The organism is Micromonospora rubida, assembly GCF_009908295.1.
In the GTDB taxonomy this organism is placed as follows: domain Bacteria; phylum Actinomycetota; class Actinomycetes; order Mycobacteriales; family Micromonosporaceae; genus Micromonospora; species Micromonospora rubida.
Genome location: NZ_JAAALO010000003.1, coordinates 232,513 through 255,726 on the forward strand (window position 1 = coordinate 232,513; position 23,214 = coordinate 255,726).

Genomic DNA, 23,214 nt, shown 5'->3' on the forward strand with positions numbered 1-23,214 from the left:
GTCGGGGTGCCGACGATTACCGCGGGTGCCGACGACGGGACCCGCAGTGCGCGTGGTGTGAGGCGTTCCGGCAGTTCAGCCGGCTGGTCGGCAGCGCACCACCTCGCCGATGAAGGGCCGGGCGCTGGTGGTCAGCCGGTGCCGGGCGGTCACCTGCGACTCGCCTGCGGGGGCAGTCACCGTCACCTCCTCGCGGGCGAGCTCGGCGCCGTCGTGCGAGCGGGCCCGCAGCGCGCAGGTCGCCGAGCCGCCCGCCGGTACGGTCACCCGGAAGTCGACCACCACCTGAGAGTCGGTGATGTCGGTGTAGGTGATCACCTGGGCGTCGTAGTCAGGGTCGCCGTACTTGCCGTACTGGCTGAACGCGGCGACGCCGAGCACCGCCACCAGGGCGACGGCGAGCAGGGCGACCAGCGCCGGCCGGCGGCGGGCGGGCTCGCGGCGGCGGCCGTAGCGGCCCGGTGGGAACACCGGCGCGCCGGAGGTGATTGTGGCGTGCGTCTCGGTCACCGGCGGGTATCTCCTGGCGTTGTTGTCGGGGGCATCGGCAAGAATGGCAGAGTCCATCCTTCCAGCCCGGCGCTGACTCATCGGACGAGTGCTGAGTCACCGATGATGAGTCAAGCGATGATGAGTCAAGGATGACAGGTCGGCCCGCGTCGTCGACAGGTCAGCGCCGGTGGGCACGAACAAGGAGCGCCGCAAGTGGCAGAAAAGCTGCGTCTCATGGCCGTCCACGCACACCCTGACGACGAGTCGAGCAAGGGTGCCGCGACCATGGCGAAGTACGTGGCCGAGGGGGTGGACGTCCTGGTCGTGACGTGCACCGGCGGCGAGCGCGGCAGCGTGCTCAACCCGAAAATGGACCGGCCGGACGTCTGGGCCGACATCGGTGAAATCCGCCGCGCCGAGATGGACGCGGCCCGCGCGGTCCTCGGCGTCGAGCAGGCATGGCTCGGCTTCGTCGACTCGGGGCTGCCCGAGGGCGACCCGCTGCCGCCGCTGCCCGAGGGGTGCTTCGCCCTCCAGGACGTCGAGGTCGCCGCCGGCCCGCTGGTGCGGCTGATGCGCCAGTTCCGCCCGCACGTGGTCACCACGTACGACGAGGAGGGTGGCTATCCGCACCCCGACCACGTCATGACCCACAAGGTGGCCGTCGCCGCCTTCGAGGCCGCCGGTGACCCGGCGCGCCACCCGGAGCTCGGCGAGCCCTGGCAGCCGCTCAAGCTCTACTACGACGTGGGGTTCTCCAAGGGCAAGATCCTGGCGCTGCACGAGGGCATCCTCGCCGCCGGCTTCCCCTCGCCGTACGAGGATTGGCTCAAGCGGTGGGACGACCGCCCCGACAAGGGCCCGCGGATCACCACCCGGGTCGAGTGCGCGGAGTACTTCCCGGTCCGCGACGACGCGCTGCGCGCCCACGCCACTCAGATCGACCCGGACGGCTTCTGGTTCCAGGTGCCGATGGAGCTCCAGCAGCGCGCCTGGCCGACGGAGGACTTCCAGCTGGCCCGCTCGGTGGTCGACAGCCCGCTGCCCGAGTCCGACCTCTTCGCCGGGGTGCGCGAGACGGCCCATGCCCGCTGATCCGGCGGAGGGTTACCCTGGTCACCAGCCGCACAACGGAGGAACGCCATGCTGACCGCTGCACAGGTGCTCGCGGAGAACAACTTCGGTGACACCCGCACGGGTGGCCTCGCCGGCCCGATGGGCCTCTTCCTCATCCTGGTGCTGGCCGCCGCAACCGTGCTGCTGATCCGCAACATGAACGCCCGGCTGCGCCGGCTGCCCGACCGGTTCCCGGCGCCGGACGGCGCCGACGCGGGCCGGGTCGAAGCGGGAGTCGTCGATCCGACAGACGGGACCGCGATGCAGGACTCACGCCCGAACGCTCCCAAGCGGCCCCAGCAGGGCTGAAACGTATGATCCGCGCGTGATTCACGCCGAACCAGGCCGTCGCCCCCTGTTGCGGCCACCGGCTTTGGCTTAGCCTTCCGCCGGGGGACCAAAAGTCCCCGAGCCGCGCGCGGGAAGGGGCGCCGATGACCGGGTCAGCGACGGCCGCCCGCCGCGCCGTGCGACGACCTGCGGACGGGGGAGGTCGGTGACCTCCAGCCGGTCCGGCGGTCAACTCGACCGGTTCGGCGTGCGCGGCACCCCAGGCCGGGTCCTGCTGCTGACGGCCGCCGTTGCCTCGACCGCCCTGGCGGCGGCCGCAGTCGGTCTCACCCTTCCGACGGGCCTGCCCGCCGACGATTCCCTCCCGGGGCCCGCCCGGTTCGGCATCGGCGTCGCGGCGTTCGCCGTGGCCCAGCTCGCCCGCCTGCGGTTCCGCGTCGGTTCCGGGATGGTCAGCATCACCTGGGGCGAGGCCGCGCTCATCATCTGCCTCTACCTGGTGCCCGCCGGCTGGCTCCCGGCCGCCACGCTGCTCGGCACGGGGGCGGCCTGGACAGCGCTGTCCCTGGCCGCCGACCGTCGGCCGGCGCTGGAGACCGTCCGCATCGCGACCTCGCTGACCGCCGCGACCGCCCTTGCCGTCACCGTCGCCACCGCCCTCGGCATGCCCCTGCTGGCGGCCCCCACGCCGGAACTTGCGCCTGCCCTGGTGGCCGGTTCGGTGACCTACCTGCTCGTCAGCGCCTGGCTGGGCGGGGTCACGGTGGCGCTGCGGCACGGCGTGCCGTTCGGCCCGCCGCTGCTCGCCGCGCTGCGCGGCAAGCTGCTGATGTTCGTCGGGAACGTGGCCGTCGGGCTGGGCGTGGTGGCGCTGCTGGAGATCGACGCCCGCTGGCTGCTGCTGCTCCCGCCCGTGCTCTGGCTGCTCCAGCAGACCTACCGGCACCGGCTCGGGGCCGACCAGGAGCGGCGTAGCTGGCGGGCCTTCGCCGAGGCCACCGCCGCGCTCAACCAGCTCGACGAGCGGGGCGTCGCCACCGCTGCGGTGACCGGCGCGCTGACCCTCTTCGGCGCGGAACTGGTCGACGTGAACGTGGCCCGCGGCGACGGCCGGTGGCGGCGCTACCGGGGCGACACCGGCGGCCAGGTGGTCGACCGGGAGGTCGGCCCGCCCGCCCGATCCGGCCCCGACGCGCACGAGCTGGTCCGGCCGCTGACCGTCGGCGCCACCCGGGTCGGCGAGCTGCGGGTCCGCTTCCCCCGCACCGCACCGCCCAGCGCCCGCGAGCAGGACGCCGTCGCCGCGTTCTCCGACGCCCTCGCCGCCGCCCTGCACGACGCCGCGACCCACCGCGAGCTGCGGCTGGTCACCGCCCGCTCGTCGTACGAGGCGGTGCACGACCCGCTCACCGGGCTGCTCAACCGGGCCGCCATGCTCGGCAAGGGCGACCAGGCGCTGCGGCAGCGCGCCCACGACCACCCGGTGGCGTTGCTGCTGCTCGACATCGACCAGTTCAAAGAGGTCAACGACACCCTCGGGCACGCCGCCGGCGACCAGCTGCTGCGGCTGAGCGCCAACCGGCTCGGGGGGCTGACCCGCTCGGGCGACCTGCTGGGCCGGCTCGGTGGCGACGAGTTCGCCATGCTGCTGACCAGCGTCCCAGTCCTCGGCGGCCGGACCGCCCCGATGGCGTACGCGCTGCGCCAGGCCCGGGAGATCGCCGAGCGGCTGGCCGCCCCCACCGAGGTGGCCGGGGTGCGGATGTCCGTCGAGGTCTCCGTCGGGGTGGTGGTCGCCGACGCCGGCACCGCCGACCTGACCGAGCTGCTGCGCCGGGCCGACATCGCGATGTACCAGGCGAAGGAGGGCGGCGGCAACGTCGCCGCGTACGACAGCTCCCGGGACGCCGCGAGCACCGACCAGCTCGCGCTGCTCGCGGAGCTGCGGGAGGCGCTGGCCACCGACGACCAGCTCGTGCTGGCCCTCCAGCCGGCGGTGGACCTGGCCACCGGCGCGCCGATCGGGGTCGAGGCGCTGATCCGCTGGCGGCACCCGCGCCGGGGCTGGCTCGGCCCGACCGACTTCATCCGCCCGGTGGAGAACAGCGAGCAGCTCGGCACCTTCACCCGGTACGTGCTGGACAAGGCGCTCGGGGTGGCCGCCGACTGGGCCCGGGCGGGCCTGGACGTGCCGATCTCGGTGAACCTGTCGGCCCGCAGCCTGCTCGACCCCCGGCTGCCGGCCGAGATCGGCGAGGCGCTGCGCCGACACCAGGTCCCGCCGCGCCGGCTGGTGCTGGAGATCACCGAGACCGTGGTGATGAGCGAGCTGGAGATCATCGACGAGGTGCTCGCCACGCTCCGGTCGATGGGCGTGCAGCTCGCGGTGGACGACTTCGGCACCGGGTTCTCGTCGCTGGCGTTCGTGACCCGGATCGCCGTGGACGAGCTGAAGGTCGACCGGTCGTTCGTGATCCGGATGGCGGACTCGCCGGAGGCGGCGGCGATCGTCCGGGCGACCGTCGGGCTCGCCCACGAGCTGGGCCTGCGGGTGGTCGCCGAGGGCGTGGAGACCGCCGAGCAGCGGCTGGCGCTGGCCGAGCTGGGCTGCACGGCCGCCCAGGGGTACCACTTCTTCAAGCCGATGCCGGCCGACAAGATCGGCGCGGTGCTCGGGTCGCTGCTCGACACCGCCCAGGGCAACGTCTTCCCGCTGCGCGCCGACGGCGCCTCCTGACCCGTCCCCGACCCTGCGCGGGGCGGGGAGGGCCACACTCGGTCTCAGACGAGCCGCTGGATGCGGACTTTGGGCTGATCGTTGACGAGGTGGCATTGCTTGTGTTGGCGGACTTGCTCGTCCCAGACCTCCTGGTCGTAGTCCGGGTCGGGCGCGATCCACTTGTGGGAGCCGTCGCTGTATTGGAACTTCCCGTCGCCGCGTTGAACGATGCTCATCGGGTCCAGCCGCGGCGAGTTCCCGCCGGGCTCCAAGCCGCCAAGCCGGCGGAGCTGATCGAGCACTATGGAGTCACAGAGCCGGTGATCGACCGCGCCATGCAGGTCCTGCGAATCAGGGGCATGACCGAGACGCTGCCGGGCGTAGGCGTGCTCGTCACGGAGCAGCCTCGCTCAACTGCCTGAGGCATGCGTCGAAACTCAGCAGACGCACGATGGCCTTCTGGATCCTGACCACGCTCACCGGCCGGCCGCTGCACGGTTACGGCATTGTCGGCGAGGTGGCCGTCCTCTCCGAGGACCGACTATCCCTGCGCCCCGGCACCCTGTACGGCGCGCTCGACCGGCTGTTGGAGACTGACCTCGTCCAGATCGACCGGGAGGAAGTGGTCGATGGCTGCCTGCGCCGCTATTACCGCCTCTCGCGCGATGGCAACATCGCCCTGACGCCGGAGACCGAGAGGATGCGACGCAACGTCAGAGCCGTCACCGCGCGCCTGCGGAACCGAATGCCCGAGACCTGGCCCGCGACGCCGCAGGCCACCGGGGATTTGTATGAGGGATTGGAACGCCGCCACAGTATCGGCGACTGCTCTGGGCTTACCCCGCCGCTTACCGGCGTTCGCGCGGGCCGGAGTCGTCGGGACGGCTCCTTCGACTTCGTCTCATCAGCGGTACCGCCGCCGTCGTTGTAATCATGGGCACCTTGGTCTTGGTCGTGGCATTGGCCATCCGGCGCCGTGCGCGTCCCAGCCCCACGATTAGCATCCCCGCCGCGCCGATCCACCGGCAGTGCCCGACCGGCGGTAGGTGGCGGTCCGCAACAGGAGCTACCGCCATCGCGTCACCAGGGCTCAAACTTCGGACGGACGTTTCCCCTCCCGGCATCGGCGCAACCGCTCTCCTGCAGGGGCAGAGGAACTCGCAATCTGCCCGACCCTTTTTAGCTCAATCGCGCCCACCCTCAGGCAACTCTTGCGGCCATAAGCCAAGTCGGCCCCAACTCAGAACAGCGGCGTCAAGATGGTCGATTTCGGCGTAAGGCGCAAGGCGGCGAGACGCAGAGTCTGACGCTCGGGACCGTCCTAGCTGTCCAGGTCTGCCCGAATCTACCCGGTAGGGGCGATAGTGGGCGTAGTGTAGCCCTTGATCGGGATAGCGACCCCCGGGGACGCTTAGGCGGTGGACTGTCGGATTTCGGACACTACCTTTGGTAGGTCATTGGTAACTTCATGCAACCCCTGACCGATGAAGTTACAAAGGTGGACCCGAGTGGCCCGTGGTAAAGGCAGCGTAGCCGAGGTCCAAGAACTACGGGACGACGTCGAGCTCACTCAGTACGGAGAGGATGGCGAGGGTTTCCGCAACTGCCTTCGGGTAACAATCGGTGAGACGGAGATGTCTTTGATCATCGGTCGGCAGTCGAGGATGGCGGTTGCTCTCCTGGTCACCAAGGCTGCGCCACCTTGGGCAACGGCTCGATACACCACCGTGCGGGCCCTCAGGCAAGCTGGCTTCCAAGTCGTCCACTCACCCACCCGAGGCAATCCCCTCCACGTCTCGGTTTTTCCACCGTCTGGGCTGCACGGGCCTGACGAGTGGGACGACAGTATGGCGATGAGCTTCGACAAGTGCTTCACTGAGTCCACGGGAGGTGATACTCGTGAGTAAGTCCGTTCTGCCGGAGGTAGGCAACCTGGCATGGGCACCAGTTACCTCAGTGGAGGAGGTTGAGATATTCGACCGCTACAACGGTGTACCTACGCTGGGCATCTTTAGGACGGGCGGTCAGGCCCATCTGTTCTGGCGCGTGCTTGGCTATACCGGAGATATCTCTCTTTGGCTGTACGTCCCGCTCACGGCCGGGGACGAGCAAGCCCTTGATGACGACGAGGGTCCAGGCCTTCTTGACGGAATTGTCTACCAATCGCCGAGGCGGCGCTACGTAACTGTTGGAGTAGCCAACTTCTACAGGCTGATATTCGAGCGTGAGTGGAGTATTCCTTCAGAGGCGAAGCACTCAAGAATCCTTCTCGCCTTGATGGAGGACGTCAGAGAAGCCCTTCAGCTAGCAATTGATGAAGGGTTGCCTGCCAGTAGGAGAGAAGAATTCGAGAAGGCGCAAGAGGCCGTGCGCAATCTTGTATCTTGTTAACCATCTCAGCGAGCCGCTCCTAGCCCTCAACTGGGTGGGGAGCGGATCGTTTTGCACTGCGTCGTAGCGAACAGTTCGCCTGTCATCCCGTCCGCAGTCGACCCGCAGACCGGACCCGGCAGCTTCTCCTGGAGTCGTTACGCACCCGCCGGAGGTCGCTCTGACCCCAATTCCGCCCTTACCTCTGATGAGGAGCCGAGGGAGGGGCCTGATGGTCTTCGCAAGACCCCTGCCGGCCGTCAACGCGTGCGCTGGCGTGACCCAACGGTCGAAGACGTAGCTGCCTTCTCGCTGCCGCTGGGGGCCAGTGATCGTCAGGAGCGAATCAAGGTGCCTCCGTGGAGGTGTCGTCGGCAGGATAGGTCTTGACCTGCTTACCTCTGGTCAGGGTGGCCGGATACACCTCTAGCCGCGCGGGAGCACGTCGTCCACCACGCTCGGCAGGGTCGCCCAGTCGGCCGAGGCGACGCTGGCGTGTGCCCGGGCCAACTGGGCCACCCGGGCCGCCGCTGCGGCGGGGTCGGTGTTCCCCGTCGCCGGGGGCACGTTCTGCGCGTCGGTCATCACCAGCAGGTAGTGGTTGGCGTCGTACCAGGCGGTGTCGATGCCCCCGGTGACGTACGCCGAGGCGTCGCCGTCGAAGACCACGAACCAGGGCCGCAGGCCCGCGTCGGCGTACCGGGTGCGGGGGTCGCCGGCCTGGGCCTTGTGCACGGCCGGGAATGCCTGCGCCGAGGCGAGCGTCCCGGCGGCGGCGAGCCCGGCGAGGTGGCGGGCGTACTCGACGTCGGTCCACAGGGTGTCGGTGGGGTTGCCCTCCTCGACGGTGCCGGGGATCAGGTGCACGATCACCCGGCCGGCGAGTTGCTGCCGGGTCGGCCAGTTGTCGGCGCGGGCGGCGGCGTCCAGGGTGGCGTGCCCGCCCCTCAGGTCGGCGGGACGGAACACCGCCGACCCGAGCCGGGCGGCCAGCAGCGCGTCGAGTTGCACGGGCCCCTGCCCGGTCCGGCTGCTGAAGCCGGTCTTCAGCTCCAGTTTGAGGTGCAGCGGGCCGGCGTCGGGGTGGGCGGCGAGCCAGAGCCGGATGTCGTCGAGGCAGTGTTCGAGGTTCCGGTTGCGGGTGCCGGTGTAGAGCTGGGCGGCGCTGGTCGCGGCGACGCAGTTGTTGGCGCTGCCGAGCGGGTTGGAGTGGCTGACCCGCCACTGCCTGGTGATGATGTCGGGCCAGACGTCCAGCTCGATCATCCCCGGCCGGGCGTCGAGCGCCTGGGCCAGGTAGGCGTACGTGCCCTGCTCGTACACGTTGTGGGTGCCCACGGTGGTGGTCGCCGAGACCCGGGCGGCCGGGTCGACGGCCGCTTCCGCCGGGCCGGCGGCGAGCACGGCCGCGACCAGCGCGACCGATGCGAACGCTGACAGGGGACGGGATCCGCGCATGCGTGCCTCCTCGGAGGGGCCGGCGACGGTCGCCGGGCATGCACCGATATAAATACATGAACGTCAATGGCGGAAGGCCCGCCGGGGCAAGGTCTACCGTCGAGCGGTGCCGGGGCGCAGCATCGCCGGGTGGAGCATGGTCGCGTCGCCGCGCCGGTACAACGCCGCCGGGCGGCCGGTGGGCGGGTTGCGCCGCTCCCCGGTGGGCACCACGAACCCGCTCACCCCGGTGACCTTGCGGTGGAAGTTGCGCGGGTCGAGGTCTACCTGCCAGACGGCCTCGTAGACCGCGCGCAACTCGCCGATGGTGAACGTCTCGCCGCAGAACGCTGTGGCCAGGGGCGCGTACTCCAGCTTGGCCCGAGCCCGTTCGAGCGCGTCCCGCAGGATGGTGTCGTGGTCGAAGGCGAGCCAGCCGTCACCCAGCCGCTCGTGGTCGATCGGCTCCCACCGGGCCCGGGCCGCGTCGGTGCCGGCCACCGGCACCGGCAGGTCCGGGGCGATGGCCAGGTACGCGACCGAGGCGACTGCGCCGCGCGGATCCCGCCCCGGCGCGGCGTACGTGCGGACCTGCTCCAGGTGCAGCGCCCGGCCGTCGAGCCCGGTCTCCTCGGACAGCTCCCGTACCGCCGTGCCGTCCAGGTCCTCACCGTCCCGGACGAAGCCGCCGGGCAGCGCGGCCCGGCCCTCGAACGGCGGCTTGCCGCGCTCGATGAGCAGGACCGCCAGCCGACCGTCACGGATCGTGAGGATCGCCAGGTCGATGGCGAGGCGGAAGTCGGTCGGCCGGTCGGACACACCGGAAGGGTATCGGCCGTGCCTGCGGGCGACGGGTAGGCGTCGACCAGGTGGGGTGCGGGTCATTCCCGGGCTTCGCCGCCGGCCCAGATGCGGTCGAACTCCCGGGCGAAGTGCCGATACCACACCGGATCGCGGTCGGGGCGGAGCGTGACCGTCGCCTCGCGCCCGTCCGGTCGAGTGACTTGATGTCAACAAGACGATTACCCGCCGCCGATCGTCCCCGCAGGACCGGGGTGCCACCGTGCCACCCGGTGGATATGGTCATCCGGTGAACCGACTCGCGACCGCCACCAGCCCCTACCTCCTCCAGCACGCCGACAATCCGGTGGACTGGTGGCCGTGGTGCGACGAGGCGTTCGCCGAGGCGAAGCGGCGCGACGTGCCGGTGCTGATCTCGGTCGGCTACGCGGCCTGCCACTGGTGTCACGTGATGGCCCACGAGTCGTTCGAGGACGCCGCCGTCGGGAAGCTGCTCAACGACGGCTTCGTGGCGATCAAGGTGGATCGCGAGGAGCGGCCGGACGTCGACGCCGTCTACATGACCGCGACCCAGGCGATGACCGGGCAGGGCGGCTGGCCGATGACGGTCTTCGCCACCCCGGACGGCACCCCGTTCTTCTGCGGCACGTACTTCCCGAAGCCGAACTTCGTCCGGCTGCTGGAGTCCGTCGGCACCGCGTGGCGGGAGCAGCGCGAGGCCGTGCTCCAGCAGGGCTCAGCCGTGGTCGAGGCGATCGGCGGGGCGCAGGCCGTCGGCGGGCCGACCGCCCCGCTCACCGCTGAGCTGCTCGACGACGCCGCCGCCCAGCTCGCGAGGGAGTACGACCGGAGCAACGGCGGATTCGGCGGGGCCCCGAAGTTCCCGCCGCACATGAACCTGCTCTTCCTGCTGCGCCACCACCAGCGCACCGGTTCCGCCGAGAGCCTGGAGATCGCCCGGCACACCGCCGAGGCGATGGCCCGGGGCGGCATCAACGACCAGCTCGCCGGCGGCTTCGCCCGGTACTCGGTCGACGGGCACTGGACCGTGCCGCACTTCGAGAAGATGCTCTACGACAACGCCCTGCTGCTGCGGTTCTACACCCAGCTCTGGCGGCTCACCGGTGACCCGCTGGCCGCCCGGGTGGCCCGGGACGTCGCCCGGTTCCTCGCCGACGAGCTGCACCGCCCCGGCGAGGGCTTCGCCTCCGCGCTCGACGCCGACACCGAGGGCGTCGAGGGGCTCACCTACGCCTGGACCCCGGCCCAGCTCGTCGAGGTGCTGGGAGAGGAGGACGGCCGCTGGGCCGCCGACCTGTTCGGAGTCACCGAGGCCGGCACCTTCGAAGACGGCATGAGCGTGCTGCGGCTGGCCCGGGACGTCGACGACGCCGACCCGGCGGTGCGCGGCCGGTGGCAGGACGTCGTCCGGCGGCTGCTGGCCGCCCGGGACAACCGCCCCCAGCCCGCCCGCGACGACAAGGTGGTGGCCGCCTGGAACGGCCTGGCGATCACCGCGATCGCCGAGTTCGTCCGCCTCGTCGAGGCGCAGGGGGCGGCCGGCGGGGACGAGGCCGCCGCCAACCTGCTGGAGGGCGTCACCATCGTCGCCGACGGCGCGATGCGGGACGCCGCCGAGCACCTGGCCACCGTGCACCTGGTCGACGGTCGGCTGCGCCGGGTCTCCCGGGACGGGGTGGTCGGCAAGCCGGCCGGGGTGCTGGAGGACTACGGCTGCGTGGCCGAGGCGTTCTGCGCGATGCACCAGGTCACCGGCGAGGGGCGTTGGCTGGAACTGGCCGGCGGGCTCCTGGACACCGCGTTGGCCCGGTTCGCCGCCCCGGGCGGCGGGTTCTACGACACCGCCGACGACGCCGAGCAGCTCGTCACCCGGCCGGCCGACCCGACCGACAACGCCACCCCGTCCGGCCGGTCCGCGATCGTCGCCGCCCTGGTGGCGTACGCGGCGCTGACCGGGGAGACCCGGTACCGGGAGGCCGCCGAGGCGGCCCTCGCCACGGTCGCTCCGATCGTCGCCCGGCACGCCCGGTTCACCGGGTACGCGGCCACCGTCGGGGAGGCGCTGCTCTCCGGCCCGTACGAGATCGCCGTGGTGACCGACGACCCGGCCGGCGATCCCCTCGTCGCCGCCGCGTACCGGCATGCCCCGCCCGGCGCGGTGGTCGTCGCGGGCCGCCCGGACCAGCCCGGGGTGCCGCTGCTGGCCGACCGGCCGCTGGTCGACGGCCGACCCACCGTGTACGTCTGTCGGGGCTTCGTCTGCCAGCGCCCGGTCACCACCGTCGAGGACCTGCGCGCCCAGTTGTGAGGGTGCCGTCCCGACCGCCCCGGACCTCGGCCCGGGCCGGTCGGGACGCGCCGCTAGGCTGGCGGGCGAGATGGATACCCGAACCGGTCTGCCTGTTGTCGGCATGGTGGGGGGCGGCCAACTGGCCCGGATGACCCACCAGGCCTCGATCGCCCTCGGTCAGTCGCTGCGTGTGCTCGCGCAGGCCCCGGACGACGGCGCGGCCCTGGTCGCCGCCGACGTCCGGTACGGCGACCACACCGACCTCGCCGCCCTGCGTGCCTTCGCCAAGGGCTGCGACGTGGTCACCTTCGACCACGAGCACGTGCCGACGGAGCACATCCGCGCCCTCGCGGCCGAGGGGGTGAAGCTCTTCCCGCCGGCAGACGCGCTGCTGCACGCGCAGGACAAGCGGATCATGCGGGAGCGGCTCGCCGTGCTGGGCGCACCGAACCCGGTGTGGCGACCGGTCGCCGAGCCCGCCGACCTGGTCGCCTTCGGCGAGGCCCAGGGCTGGCCGGTGGTGTTGAAGGCGGCCCGGGGCGGGTACGACGGCCGGGGCGTCTGGCTGGTCGACGACGCCGCGCAGGCCGCCGAGCTGGCCGCCACCCTGCTCGCCGGGGGGACCAGCCTGATCGTCGAGGAGCGGGTGGCGCTGCGCCGGGAGTTGGCCGTGCAGGTGGCCCGCTCGCCGTTCGGGCAGGTCGCCGCGTACCCGGTGGTGGAGACGGTGCAGGTCGACGGGATCTGCGTCGAGGTGCTGGCCCCGGCTCCGGGCCTGGACGAGGAGCGGGCCGTCGCCGCCCAGCAGCTCGCCATCGACCTGGCCACCGCGCTCGGCGTGGTCGGCCTGCTCGCCGTGGAGCTGTTCGACACGCCCGCCGGGCTGGTGGTCAACGAGCTGGCCATGCGCCCGCACAACTCGGGCCACTGGACGATCGAGGGGGCCCGGACCTCGCAGTTCGAGCAGCACCTGCGGGCCGTGCTGGACTACCCGATGGGGGACACCGCGCTGACCGCCCCGGCGGTGGCGATGGCGAACGTGCTCGGCGGCGAGCCGGGCGGGATGTCGATCGACGAGCGGCTGCACCACCTCTTCGCCGCCGAGCCCGGCGCGAAGGTCCACCTGTACGGCAAGCAGGTGCGCCCCGGCCGCAAGATCGGCCACGTCACGGTGCTCGGCGCCGACCTGGACGACGTACGGGCGCGGGCCGCCCGGGCCGCCCGCTGGCTCCGCGAGGGCCACCAGTGAGCCTGCGACCCCCGCAGTCGTCAACGAAAGGCAGACCAGCATGAGCACCGTCGGGTTGATCATGGGCAGCGACTCGGACTGGCCGACCATGAAGGCCGCCGCCGAGACCCTGGCCGAGTTCGGGGTCGGCTACGAGGTCGGCGTGGTCTCCGCCCACCGCACCCCCGGCAAGATGATCGAGTACGGCCGCACCGCCGCCGACCGGGGGCTCAAGGTGATCATCGCGGGGGCCGGCGGGGCCGCCCACCTGCCCGGCATGGTCGCCTCGGTCACCCCGCTGCCGGTGATCGGCGTGCCGGTGCCGTTGAAGTACCTCGACGGGATGGACTCGCTGCTGTCCATCGTGCAGATGCCCGCCGGCGTGCCGGTGGCCACCGTGTCGATCGGCAACGCCCGCAACGCGGGGCTGCTCGCCGTCCGCATCCTGGCAGCCGCCGACGAGGAACTGCGGGCGCGCATGGTGGCGTACCAGGAGAGCCTGGAGGAGTTGGTCGCCGAGAAGGAGGCCGCCCTGCACGCCAGCCTCGGCTGACCCCCACCGGCCACGGGCTGACCCCCCACCGGCCTCCGGCGCTCACGTTCGTGGCCGGCCCACTCGGCGCGACACGGCAGCCACGCCCCAGGGCCCCTCCGTTTTCATCGCATGCCGCGCAGGGCGGTCTGGAGGCGCTCCTGGGCGCGGCGTCGGCGCTCGTTGCTCGCGCCGAGGATCAGCAGGACCAGCCCGACCGGGATCAGCACCAGCCACGGGCCGAGGCTGAACAGCGCGTGCACCGCTGTGATCGCGGTGACGGCCGCCCCGACGATCACCGGGGCCTGCTGCTGGCTGGTGGTGCCGAAGATCAGCACCGCCGCCGCGCCGAGCAGCAGCAGCACCTGACGCAGCATGCTGGAGTCGGTGGCCAGCACGATCGCCAGGGTCGGCACGAACGCGGCGACCAGCGCCGGACCGTACGCCACCCAGCTCGACAGGTCCGGTCGGTGCCGCAGCTCCAGCACCCCGACCAGCAGGGCCAGGGCCGCGAACGGCAGCGTGTACGCCTCCGGCAGCGCCACGTCGGCGACCCGCATCAGGATCCACCAGGCGACGATCTCGCAGAACACCACCGCCCAGAACAGGATCTGCCGCTCCACCGGCCGGCGGCCCGGCCGGGCGGCGGCCACCCCGAGCACGGCGCCCCAGGCGGCGAGCAGCGCGGCGATGTGCCGGGGCGAGTCGAAGGCCAGCGCCAGGGCGATCAGCGCGGCAGCGTACCCGCTCCACTCCACCGTGGCCGCCTCGCGCTGCGCCTCGGGGCGGCGCAGCCGGGGCAGGGTCGCGGCAAACACCTGTAGGGCCGCCCCGACCGCCAGCACCCCGAACGCGGACCAGACCGCGGCCAGCCCGGCCACCAGGCCGGCGACGAGGACGAACAACTGCGCCATCAGCGAGGCGAACAGCCAGCCCAGGATGCGGGCCCGCTGGGTGGTGCCGTACAGGGCGGCGACGGTGCCGACGCCCACCGCCCCACCCAGGGTGAACAGGGTCAGCTCCCGGGTGGCCAGGCTGCCGAGCAGCCCCGCCCCGCCGCCGGCCAGCCCGATGACGAAGACCAGCACCCGGGCGGTGCGCAGCGACCGGGCCCGCTCCGCCAGCGGCGGAGGCGGGGTGAGCGCCAGCCCGAGCATCGAGATGGTGAACACCGCCAGCGCCGCAAGCGTGCTCACCGGCCAGCCGTGCCCCAGGGCGATCGGGGTGATCAGCAGGGTCATCGCCGCGCCGGGCAGCACCACCGGCACGGCCCGGGACCGCCGCCCGCCGCTGAACCCGACGGCGGCCAGCGCCGCGGTCACGGTGAGTAGCAGCACGGTCAGCACGTGCGCCGGGTCGACCGCGCCGGCGGGCGGGATGATCAGCTCCGGCGGCGGCCCCTGCCACACCCGGCCCAGCGACCGGTACGGCTCGACCAGCGCCACCACCAACGTGGGGGCGAGTGACGCCACGGCCAGCGCGGTCGGCAGCGCGGCGGCGGCCAGCGCCCCGGCAGCCGGGCTGACCCGCCAGCGCGCCACCGTCGGATCGTCGTCCGGCGCCCGGCGCAGGGCGCCGTCGAGCAGCACCGACCAGCGCCGGACCGGCTGGGCCGAGCCGGCCGGCGGGACGGTGGCGGCGCGGACCAGCTCGGCGAGCACCCCGAGCAGCGCGCCCGCCGCCGCGTACACGCCGGCGGGCAGGCCGGTCACGATCGCGGCGACCGCACTGACCGTCGCGCCGCCCACCACGGCCGCGCTGGCGTACGGGAGATACTGCGGAACCTGCCGGCGGACCGCGGCGATCGCGGCCAGGCCCAGGCTGGACGCGGCCAGCGCGGCGGTCAGCACCACCTCGGGCGACCGGCCGAACTCGGCGGCCAGGGCGGCCACCGCGCCGGGCAACGCGAGCAGCGCGGCCCCGGCGGCGGCCCCACCGATCTGCACCAGGTGCGGCGGCATCCCCTCGGTGTCGACGTCCTCGACCAGCGGGGCGGCGAACACCCGGGCCAGGGTGGCCACGACGACGCCGATCAGCGCGATGCCGCCCAGCGCCAGCGCGGTCGTCCACGGCCGGACCAGACCGGCGCCGGCCGCGTGCAGGGCGACGGCCCCGGCCACGGTGGCCCGGGACAGCCCGGCACGCGGGTCGATCGAGGCCGCCGCGGCAGTGCCGAAGGCCGTGGCGACGGCCAGGCCGACCAGCACCGGCGACCACCAGGGCAGGTCGAAGGCGGCCGCCGCCCCGACGGTGGCCAGGGCGGCGGCGACGCCCGACACGTCGTACTTCCAGGGGGCCGGCAGCAGCACCCCGGCCGCGACGCCGAGCAGCGCCAGCGCGACGGGCGCCTGCCAGGTGGACCCGCCGACCGGCGCGGCCGGCCACCCGGACAGGTCGCCGGCCCAGATCGGGCCCGGGGTGGCCAGCACGCCCCACCCGCCGCGCAGCGCGCTCCAGCCGGCGAGCAGCCCGATCAGGGTGCCACCGACGGCGAGCCCGAGGATGGGCCCGCGTCGCCACTGCTCGGGCATCGCCCGGGCCGCGACGGCGACCACCGCCACGAGCGCGGCGGCCACCACGAGCTGCCCGCCGGGGGTGAGCACCGCCCCGATCCGCACCAGGGTGGCGACCAGCGCCGCGGTGACCGCGGCGGCGGCCAGGTCGGAGCCGTCCATGGCCAGGTCGGAGCGGCGGCCCGCGTCGATCGAAGGGGCCAGGAAGACCAGCACCCCGGCCACGAACAGCAGCCCGCCCACCCAGGCGTCCGCGACGGTGGCCCCGGGAGCGCCGAACGCGGCGGCGGTCACCGCCAGCGCCCCGAGGCCGGTGCCCACGGCCAGCGGCGCCGGGATGTGCCGCTCGGACACCTGCACCATGGCGGCGTACCCGAGGGTGACGCAGACCGCCAGGAAGCTCGCCGCCAGCACCGGCACGGTCGCCTCGCGCAGGCTCGCCGGGGTCGGCGTCGGGTCGGTCGGCACGGCCGCGGCGACGAACGCGGCGACCGCCCCGGGCAGGGCGAACGCCGCACCACCGGCGGCCCAGGCGGAGACGACGCCTGCCGTGGCGGGGGTGATCCGGATCCGGGGTGCCACCGCGACCAGCGCGCCGGCCAGGAAGAGGGCGAGCAGCACAGCGGCGGTCAGCGCCGGCCTGGCCAGCCCGGCGCCCGCGCCGAGCAGGCCCACCACGGCTGCGGCGACCGCGTGCACCGTGGCGGCCCGCGTCGTGCTCGCGGTGAGCCCGGCCGCGCCGATGCCGATCGCGACCAGCACCATCGGCCACGGCGCCGCCACCCAGCCCAGGCCGAACGACGCCGGCACGGCGAGCGCGGTCAGCGCCGCCCCGACCACCGCGAACTCGCGGCGGATCTCCGGCGGCAGGGCCAGTATCGCGGCGACGGTGAGCAGGAAGGCGCTGGCGGCGAGCTGCCAGGCCGCTGGCCCGACCGAGGCGGCCAGCTCGGCCGGGTAGCGGGCGAGGTCCGCCGCCCAGGCCGGGATGGCGGCCCGCGCCGGGGCCAACCCGGCACGCAGCGCGCCGCCGGCCACCACCAGGCCGCTGACCGTGAGCGCCGCGGCCGAGGCGAGCTGCGGCCCACGCCGGGCGGCTTCGGGTACGGCCCGCACGGCCAGCCCGGTGAGGGTGATGACGGCGGCGATCAGCAGCAGGGCCCGGCCGGGGAAGGCCACCGAAGCGACCCGGCCCAGCGCGCCGATCACCGCGAGGGTGAGGATGCCGGCGGCCACGTCGGGCAGCGGCGGGCGGCGCAGCACCAGCGCCCCGCCCAGCCCCACCAGCGCGGCCAGCAGCAGCACCGCGCCCGCCCCGGCCGCCGCCGGCACCGTGTCGGCGCGCAGCAGCGCGGTCACCGCGTACGCGAGGGCCAGCGCCACCGCCACGGCGTGCAACAGCCAGGTCAGCGCGCCCAACGCCGGGACCGGGCGGGCCGGCGCGGCGGCGACGGACGCGCCACCGGTGCCGAGCACCTCGCCGGACTCCTCCGGCGCGCCCTCCGGCCGGCTGTCCTCGGTGGGGCGGCGGGGCGGCGGGGCGGTGGAGGCGTCGGAGGCGGCCAGGGGAGTCGGCAGGTCCTCGCGCACCGGCCGCTCGACGGTGACGGGGGAACGGGCCAGCACCAGGTCCACGACGGCGACCACGGTCAGCACCAGCGCCCAGCCGGCCGGCCCGGTGACCCACCCGTAGGCCAGCAGCGGCAGCACCGGCTGCGCGGCCAGCACGGCGGCGAAGCGGGGGGCGCGCAGCCCCGTCCAGAGCGCGTAGCCGAACCCGACGGCGGCGGTGACCGCGAAGACCGCCCCGGCGAAGACCGCCCCGGACGCGCCCCCGCCGCCGATCCGGTCCACCGCCCACAGCGCGTACCCGGCCAGCGGCACCAGCAGCAGGCCGACGGCGGCGATCGTCTCGGCGGTCGAGGTGAGCCCGCGCCGGGCCAGCGCCGGTGGGGCGAGCAGCAGCAGCACCGTCGCGACGAGCAGGATGCCCAACCGGGACAGGGCGCCCATCGAGCTGGTGGCCACCGCGGCGAAGACCACCGCGGCCACGGCGAGCAGCAGCGCGCCCAGCCCGAGGGGGATGTTCTGCACCTCCCGCGAGGACGCCTCCGGCGGGTGCTCGGGGTTGTCGGCGTCCAGCCAGCGGGCCGCCGACTGCGGTGGCGGGTCCTCCGACCCGGGCGGCGCGGCGCCCTGCCGTGGCACTCGGGGCGGCGCCCCGGCGGCGGCGGTGGGTGGGCGGCGACCAGGCCGGCGGCGCAGCACCCGCCGGGGGCGGGCAGCCTGCTTGGTCCGCTCCTCACCGGCGTGCGTGAGGATGTCCCGCTGGAAGAGCGCGGCCTGCATCTTCGCGGCGATCTGCCGCTGCTCGGCGGCGATGGCGGCCTCGCGGGCCTTCATCTCCGCGATCGAGCGCTCGACGTCCGCCAGGTGCCCGGCCCACTGGGCCTGGTGCGCGCCGCAGTGCGGACACTGGGCGGCCGGCTTGATCTCCCGGCCGCACGAGGAGCACTGAAAGGTCTGCACGACACCCCTCCACCCGCTGGCCCGCACTGTGGACTCCCACTGTCGCAGCATGCCCTGAGCCGGCGCGGATTTCGACACCTGTCGGCGGGTTGACGGTGACGAACAGCGGACGGCCGGCCGCGGCGGGTCGCCGCAGCCGGCCGTCGCCGGTGTCGGGGTGGATCAGGGGCGGCCCATGCCCCGATATTCCCACCCGGCCTGCGTCCACAGTGTCGAGTCGAGGCAGTTTCGGCCGTCGACCACCCGACGGCCTGCGACCAGCTCGCCGAGGGCCACCGGGTCGGCGTTGCGGAAGTCGGCCCACTCGGTGAGCACGCAGACCAGGTCCGCCCCGGTCACCGCGTCGGCCATGCTGGACTCGTACGTCAGCTCGGGGGCCACCCGGCGGGCGTTCTCGGTGCCCTGCGGGTCGTACACGTGCACGTCCGCCCCGGCCTTGCCGAGCAGCCCGGCGACGGCGAGCGCCGGGGCGTCGCGTACGTCGTCGGTGTTGGGCTTGAAGGTCGCGCCGAGCACGGCGACCCGGGTGCCGGACAGGTCCGGGCCGGCCGGCCCGGAGCGGCGGCCGAGCAGCTCGGCGGCGAGCCCGACGACCCGGGTACGGCGACGCAGGTTGATCAGGTCGACCTCGTGCAGGAAACGCAGCGCCTCGCCGGCGCCCAGCTCCTGGGCGCGGGCCTGGAAGGCCCGGATGTCCTTGGGCAGGCAGGCCCCGCCGAAGCCGAGGCCGGCCTGGAGGAACCGGTTGCCGATCCGGGGGTCGTACCCGATGGCGCGGGCGAGCTGGGTGACGTCGCCGCCGGAGGCCTCGCAGACCTCGGCCATCGCGTTGATGAACGAGATCTTGGTGGCCAGGAAGGCGTTCGCGGCGACCTTGACCAGCTCGGCGGTGGCGAAGTCGGTGGCCACCAGCGGGACCTCCCGGTCCTCCGTGGCGGCCAGGTCGAAGACGCCCTTGTGGGCGGCGTAGAGCATGCCGTTGGCCCACTCGCTCTTGACGCCCACCACGATCCGGTTGGGACGCAGCACGTCGTCGACGGCGAAGCCCTCCTGGAGGAACTCCGGGCTCCACGCCACCTCGACCCCGAGGTTGGCCGGGGTGTGCTTGCCGACGAGCTGCTCCACCCACTCGGCGGTGCCCACCGGGACGGTGGACTTGCCGACGATCAGCGCCTTGCGGGTGAGGTGCTGGGCCAGGCTGGTCACCGACGCCTCGACGTACGACAGGTCCGCGCCCATCCCGTCGGCGCGCTGCGGGGTTCCGACGCAGATGAAGTGCACGTCGCCGAACTCGGCGGTCTCGGCGATGTCGGTGCTGAACCGCAGTCGCCCGGCGGCCAGGTTGCGCCGCAGCAGCTCGTCGAGGCCGGGCTCGTGGATCGGCACCTCGCCGGCGTTGAGCTTGGCGATCTTCTCCGCGTCGACGTCGAAGCCGAGCACCTCGTAGCCGAGCTCGGCGTAGCAGATGGCGTACGTCGCACCGAGGTACCCGGTGCCGAGGAACGTGACCCGGGGGCGGGCCGCGCCCGACGGCGGCGTCACCGCGGCGATGGCCGGCATCGGTTGGTTCGGGTACGGGATCGTCACGCCTGTCTTCTCCGCTCGCGCTGGCGGCGCTTCCTCGCGTCGCATTCGGCTGCGGCGCCGGGCCGGGCACCGAAGGGAATTGTGTCGTTTTGTGCGCGCCGTGCCGCATCGACGTCTCCGTCAGGCCCGAGCCTACGCGGCGGTAAGGATCACCCGAGCTCTGGTGGCTATCCTTCAGTCTGCGCGGTCGGCGGTTCCGAGACGCTACAGACTGCGCATGATAGCGGTGAAGGGGAGGGGCCGACATGGCCGCAGAGCAGTCGTTCGACGTCTACCGGTTGCCCGAGGAACACGGGGCGGTCCGCGAGGCGGTGCGTGAGGTCTGTGCCGCGAAGGTGGCGCCGCACGCCGCCGAGGCGGACGAGACGAGCGAGTTCCCGAAGGCGTCCTACGACGCCCTCCGCTCGGCGGACTTCCACGCCCCGCACATCCCCGTCGAGTACGGCGGCGCCGGAGCGGATGCCCTGGCCACGGCCATCGTGATCGAGGAGGTGGCCCGGGCCTGCGCCTCGTCCTCGCTGATCCCGGCGGTGAACAAGCTGGGCACCCTGCCGCTGATCCTGGCCGGCTCCGAGGAGCTCAAGCGCAGGTACCTCACGCCGGTCGCCGCCGGGGACGCGATGTTCTCGTACTGCCTCTCCGAGCCGGAGGCCGGCAGCGACGCGGCCTCGATGACCACCAGGGCGGTCCGCGACGGCGACCACTGGGTGCTCAACGGGGTGAAGCGGTGGATCACCAACGCGGGCGTCTCGGAGTACTACACGGTCTTCGCCGTGACGGATCCCACAGCGCGGTCGAGGGGCATCTCCGCGTTCGTCGTGGAGAAGTCCGACCCGGGGGTCAGCTTCGGCGCCCCGGAGAAGAAGCTCGGCATCAAGGGCTCGCCGACCCGCGAGGTCTACCTCGACAACGTCCGTATCCCGGCCGACCGGATGATCGGCGCCGAGGGCACCGGCTTCGGCACCGCGATGAAGACCCTGGACCACACCCGGGTCACCATCGCCGCGCAGGCCGTCGGCATCGCCCAGGGCGCGCTCGACTACGCCAAGGGGTACGTGCGCGAGCGCAAGCAGTTCGGCAAGGCGGTCGCCGAGTTCCAGGGCATCCAGTTCATGCTCGCCGACATGGGCATGAAGCTGGAGGCGGCCCGGCAGCTCACTTACACGGCCGCCGGCAAGTCCGAGCGGGGCGACGCCGACCTGACGTACTTCGGCGCGGCGGCCAAGTGCTTCGCCTCCGACGCCGCCATGGAGATCACCACTGACGCGGTGCAGCTCCTCGGCGGCTACGGCTACACCCGCGACTACCCGGTCGAGCGGATGATGCGGGACGCCAAGATCACCCAGATCTACGAGGGCACCAACCAGGTCCAGCGCATCGTGATGGCCCGCCAACTGCTCCGCGACTGACCGCGCCGACGCGGTGGCGGCGTCCGGTTGCCACCGCGCTCACCGGGTGGCGGCGTCCGGCCGTCACCCGGGCGACCGCCGGGCCAGCGCGGCGGCCCGCCGGGGCACCGTCTCCCCGCGCCAGCCGGCCAGCACGTCGTCGAGCTGCGCCACGAGCAGCCGCCCGTACGGGGTGAGGCCGTCGCCGGCCAGCAGCCGCCCAGCGACGTCACGGCAGGCCAGGCGGACGCGCTCGAACTCGACCTGGGCCCGCAGCAGCGGGCCCGGCTCGGTCTCGACGTGGCGCTGCCGCCGCCAGAAGTCGGCCACCCGCACGTGTGCGTAGAGGCCCTGCACCAGGGCCGGCAGCGGCCGGAGGCCGGCCCGCCACGGCACGGACAGCCGGACCCCGTCGGCCGGCTCGACGAGCGCGAAGAGGTCGTCCAGCGCCGCGAGCTTGTTGTGTGCCAGCTCGTGCACGAGGGTGGCGGCCAGCGTCTGGGCGTCGCCGTGGCCGGCGAGCGCGATGCAGCCCACCCCGGCCGGGAAGGTCCCGCTCACCAGCCCCGCGCCGCGTTCCCGGGACGTGCCGTCCCGCCCGCCGCCGGCCAGGGCCGCCCGTCCCGCACCGTCCCGGGCCAGCGGCATCAGCATCGCGACCGCGGCGGCCAACTCGGCCGCGTACCGGCGGTGCCGGGTGGCCAGCAGCCGCCAGGCCGGCGCCAGGCGGGCCCGCCAGACGGCGGCGTCGGCCGGGCCCACCGGGACGACGGCGCCGGGGCGGGCCACCGACCCCAGGTCGTCGAGCCGCAGGCGCAGCCCCGCCCGCCCACCCGCCCGCAGCACGGGCGTCCGGAACCAGACCGGCGGCCCAGGCTCCGCGCCGGGGCCCGTCGTCCGACCGGGCCGATCGGCCGCTGCCGGGACGACGGTGACGCCGTCGATCGCCACCGTGCCGTCGGCGCCGTCCACGGCCAGCTCGACGACCTGCGAGCCGCCGTGGGCACCGGGCGGGGCGGGCGGGTGGGCCGGCCGGACGAGGCCCAGCGTCGGTAGGGCGAACGCCGCCGCGCCCGTCGGGCCTGTCGGAAAGGCGACACGCAGCGGGAGGCCCGCGCGCAGGGCCGCCGCCGCGACCACCGGGCCGAGCATGGCCGGCTGCGCGACCGGCCCGTCGCCGGCCCGCAGCGCGGCCAGGGTCTGCGCCACCCAGGCGCTCACGGCGGGGTAGGTGAGCACCTGCCGGGCCGGCTGCGGGGCCGAGCGCCGCAGCTCACCAAGGTCGTGCCAGGCCCGCCGGACCAGCTCGGCGTGCGGGTGGCGGAGGTCCCCGGTCAGTTCCACGACCTCCCGCAGGGCGAGCAGGTTCCGGCTGTACTGACCGGCCAGCAGCCGCCGGACGGCGGAGGGCCCGCCACCGCCACGGGCGATCGCCAGGAACGTCCCGGGGGGCATCTCGTGCCGGTCGGCCCGCACCCGCGCCCTCCCCCGGCCATGCGACAGTCCACCGAAGCGACGGGTGAACATCGATGAACGCTACGATATGTTACTGGCGGAACGCTGGCTGTGCGGTTCGAAGTGGTGGCCTCGATGGATCGAAGGTTGGACGAGACATGTCGGAAGGGATGAGCAGCCGCGACGAGCCGCTGATATCTCATCTTCTCAATGCCGAAGAACTCGATCCGGCGGACCTCGACGCCGTGCCACGGAAGCTGCTGCTCCGGTCGTTGCGCCGGCTGATCGACGAGACTGGTGACCCGACGGCCGAATTCCTGTGGTTCCCCAACCAGACCAGCGATCCCGGGGGGCTGCGGAGCGGCCGGCGGGGACGATCCGGGTCCGGCGGGGACACCGGCGGGGACGGGGAGGGAAAACGATGAAGGGTGACCGTTGCCGGGTC

At 73.5% G+C, this 23,214-nt stretch carries 17 protein-coding genes and 1 pseudogene; 11 read left to right on the top strand and 7 right to left on the bottom strand.

All coding sequences use genetic code 11. The features are described from left to right. Positions 1-75: 75 nt before the first annotated feature. Positions 76-510: a DUF4307 domain-containing protein gene (locus tag GVV04_RS10810; RefSeq protein WP_161687170.1), complete on the bottom strand. Its 435-nt coding sequence runs from the start codon at positions 508-510 to the stop codon at positions 76-78. A gap of 216 nt (positions 511-726) precedes the next feature. Between GVV04_RS10810 and mca the strand changes: the two genes are divergently transcribed. From mca to GVV04_RS10825, 3 genes are all read left to right on the top strand, one after another. Then, on the top strand, positions 727-1,587 hold the full coding sequence (gene mca, locus GVV04_RS10815; RefSeq protein WP_201753383.1) for a mycothiol conjugate amidase Mca: 861 nt from the start codon (positions 727-729) through the stop codon (positions 1,585-1,587). A gap of 48 nt (positions 1,588-1,635) precedes the next feature. Then, positions 1,636-1,917: a hypothetical protein gene (locus tag GVV04_RS10820; protein WP_161687174.1), complete on the top strand. Its 282-nt coding sequence runs from the start codon at positions 1,636-1,638 to the stop codon at positions 1,915-1,917. A 229-nt stretch (positions 1,918-2,146) separates the two neighbouring features. Further along, complete coding sequence (locus GVV04_RS10825; protein WP_328822380.1) at positions 2,147-4,636, top strand: putative bifunctional diguanylate cyclase/phosphodiesterase; 2,490 nt, start codon at positions 2,147-2,149, stop codon at positions 4,634-4,636. A 44-nt stretch (positions 4,637-4,680) separates the two neighbouring features. Here the strand turns inward: GVV04_RS10825 and GVV04_RS10830 are convergent, their stop codons facing one another. Further along, the gene (locus GVV04_RS10830; protein ID WP_235965954.1) at positions 4,681-4,854 is read right to left on the bottom strand and encodes a hypothetical protein; all 174 of its coding nucleotides are present in this window, start codon (positions 4,852-4,854) and stop codon (positions 4,681-4,683) included. Here GVV04_RS10830 and GVV04_RS33010 point away from each other — a divergent pair. The 3 genes and pseudogenes from GVV04_RS33010 to GVV04_RS10840 all read left to right on the top strand — a co-directional run bounded on the left by GVV04_RS33010 (position 4,847) and on the right by GVV04_RS10840 (position 7,009). Further along, a pseudogene (locus GVV04_RS33010) lies at positions 4,847-5,040 on the top strand (GntR family transcriptional regulator). The gene GVV04_RS10830 and the pseudogene GVV04_RS33010 overlap by 8 nt on opposite strands. Positions 5,041-5,069: 29 nt before the next feature. Further along, positions 5,070-5,549 (top strand): PadR family transcriptional regulator, encoded by a 480-nt coding sequence (locus tag GVV04_RS34770; protein ID WP_161687180.1) that lies wholly within the window; start codon positions 5,070-5,072, stop codon positions 5,547-5,549. A gap of 968 nt (positions 5,550-6,517) precedes the next feature. Next, entirely contained in the window at positions 6,518-7,009 is a 492-nt protein-coding gene (locus GVV04_RS10840) for a hypothetical protein (protein WP_161687182.1), read from the top strand. A 405-nt stretch (positions 7,010-7,414) separates the two neighbouring features. On the opposite strand, the gene GVV04_RS10845 is transcribed toward GVV04_RS10840, so the two are convergent. Then, positions 7,415-8,446 (bottom strand): phosphatidylinositol-specific phospholipase C domain-containing protein, encoded by a 1,032-nt coding sequence (locus tag GVV04_RS10845; protein WP_161687184.1) that lies wholly within the window; start codon positions 8,444-8,446, stop codon positions 7,415-7,417. A gap of 93 nt (positions 8,447-8,539) precedes the next feature. Continuing rightward, a complete protein-coding gene (locus GVV04_RS10850) occupies positions 8,540-9,244 on the bottom strand; it encodes an NUDIX hydrolase (RefSeq protein ID WP_328822305.1) in 705 nt (234 codons plus the stop codon). A 271-nt stretch (positions 9,245-9,515) separates the two neighbouring features. Between GVV04_RS10850 and GVV04_RS10855 the strand changes: the two genes are divergently transcribed. The 3 genes from GVV04_RS10855 to purE all read left to right on the top strand — a co-directional run bounded on the left by GVV04_RS10855 (position 9,516) and on the right by purE (position 13,318). Continuing rightward, entirely contained in the window at positions 9,516-11,555 is a 2,040-nt protein-coding gene (locus tag GVV04_RS10855; protein ID WP_161687188.1) for a thioredoxin domain-containing protein, read from the top strand. A gap of 70 nt (positions 11,556-11,625) precedes the next feature. Beyond that, on the top strand, positions 11,626-12,786 hold the full coding sequence (locus GVV04_RS10860; protein WP_161687190.1) for a 5-(carboxyamino)imidazole ribonucleotide synthase: 1,161 nt from the start codon (positions 11,626-11,628) through the stop codon (positions 12,784-12,786). A gap of 40 nt (positions 12,787-12,826) precedes the next feature. Then, positions 12,827-13,318 (top strand): 5-(carboxyamino)imidazole ribonucleotide mutase, encoded by a 492-nt coding sequence (gene purE, locus GVV04_RS10865; RefSeq protein WP_161687192.1) that lies wholly within the window; start codon positions 12,827-12,829, stop codon positions 13,316-13,318. A gap of 104 nt (positions 13,319-13,422) precedes the next feature. Here purE and GVV04_RS10870 read toward each other — a convergent pair whose 3' ends face one another. After that, a complete protein-coding gene (locus GVV04_RS10870; protein WP_161687194.1) occupies positions 13,423-18,339 on the bottom strand; it encodes an SCO7613 C-terminal domain-containing membrane protein in 4,917 nt (1,638 codons plus the stop codon). Between the two features lie 162 nt (positions 18,340-18,501). Further along, a complete protein-coding gene (locus GVV04_RS10875) occupies positions 18,502-19,926 on the bottom strand; it encodes a UDP-glucose dehydrogenase family protein (RefSeq protein ID WP_161687196.1) in 1,425 nt (474 codons plus the stop codon). Positions 19,927-20,171: 245 nt separating this feature from the next. Between GVV04_RS10875 and GVV04_RS10880 the strand changes: the two genes are divergently transcribed. Then, a complete protein-coding gene (locus GVV04_RS10880; RefSeq protein ID WP_161687198.1) occupies positions 20,172-21,335 on the top strand; it encodes an acyl-CoA dehydrogenase family protein in 1,164 nt (387 codons plus the stop codon). A 63-nt stretch (positions 21,336-21,398) separates the two neighbouring features. On the opposite strand, the gene GVV04_RS10885 is transcribed toward GVV04_RS10880, so the two are convergent. Then, entirely contained in the window at positions 21,399-22,841 is a 1,443-nt protein-coding gene (locus GVV04_RS10885) for an aKG-HExxH-type peptide beta-hydroxylase (protein ID WP_161687200.1), read from the bottom strand. A gap of 86 nt (positions 22,842-22,927) precedes the next feature. Between GVV04_RS10885 and GVV04_RS10890 the strand changes: the two genes are divergently transcribed. Further along, the gene (locus GVV04_RS10890; protein WP_161687202.1) at positions 22,928-23,194 is read left to right on the top strand and encodes a hypothetical protein; all 267 of its coding nucleotides are present in this window, start codon (positions 22,928-22,930) and stop codon (positions 23,192-23,194) included. Positions 23,195-23,214 lie beyond the last annotated feature (20 nt).

What these genes read in the sequence shown, in the direction of transcription:
- mca (WP_201753383.1), top strand. Translation starts at nt 727, where the DNA reads ATGGCCGTCCACGCACACCCTGACGACGAGTCGAGCAAGGGTGCCGCG.
- GVV04_RS10820 (WP_161687174.1), top strand. Translation starts at nt 1,636, where the DNA reads ATGCTGACCGCTGCACAGGTGCTCGCGGAGAACAACTTCGGTGACACC.
- GVV04_RS10830 (WP_235965954.1), bottom strand. Translation starts at nt 4,854, where the DNA reads ATGAGCATCGTTCAACGCGGCGACGGGAAGTTCCAATACAGCGACGGC.
- GVV04_RS34770 (WP_161687180.1), top strand. Translation starts at nt 5,070, where the DNA reads ATGGCCTTCTGGATCCTGACCACGCTCACCGGCCGGCCGCTGCACGGT.
- GVV04_RS10845 (WP_161687184.1), bottom strand. Translation starts at nt 8,446, where the DNA reads ATGCGCGGATCCCGTCCCCTGTCAGCGTTCGCATCGGTCGCGCTGGTC.
- GVV04_RS10860 (WP_161687190.1), top strand. Translation starts at nt 11,626, where the DNA reads ATGGATACCCGAACCGGTCTGCCTGTTGTCGGCATGGTGGGGGGCGGC.
- purE (WP_161687192.1), top strand. Translation starts at nt 12,827, where the DNA reads ATGAGCACCGTCGGGTTGATCATGGGCAGCGACTCGGACTGGCCGACC.
- GVV04_RS10880 (WP_161687198.1), top strand. Translation starts at nt 20,172, where the DNA reads ATGGCCGCAGAGCAGTCGTTCGACGTCTACCGGTTGCCCGAGGAACAC.
- GVV04_RS10885 (WP_161687200.1), bottom strand. Translation starts at nt 22,841, where the DNA reads ATGTTCACCCGTCGCTTCGGTGGACTGTCGCATGGCCGGGGGAGGGCG.
- GVV04_RS10890 (WP_161687202.1), top strand. Translation starts at nt 22,928, where the DNA reads ATGTCGGAAGGGATGAGCAGCCGCGACGAGCCGCTGATATCTCATCTT.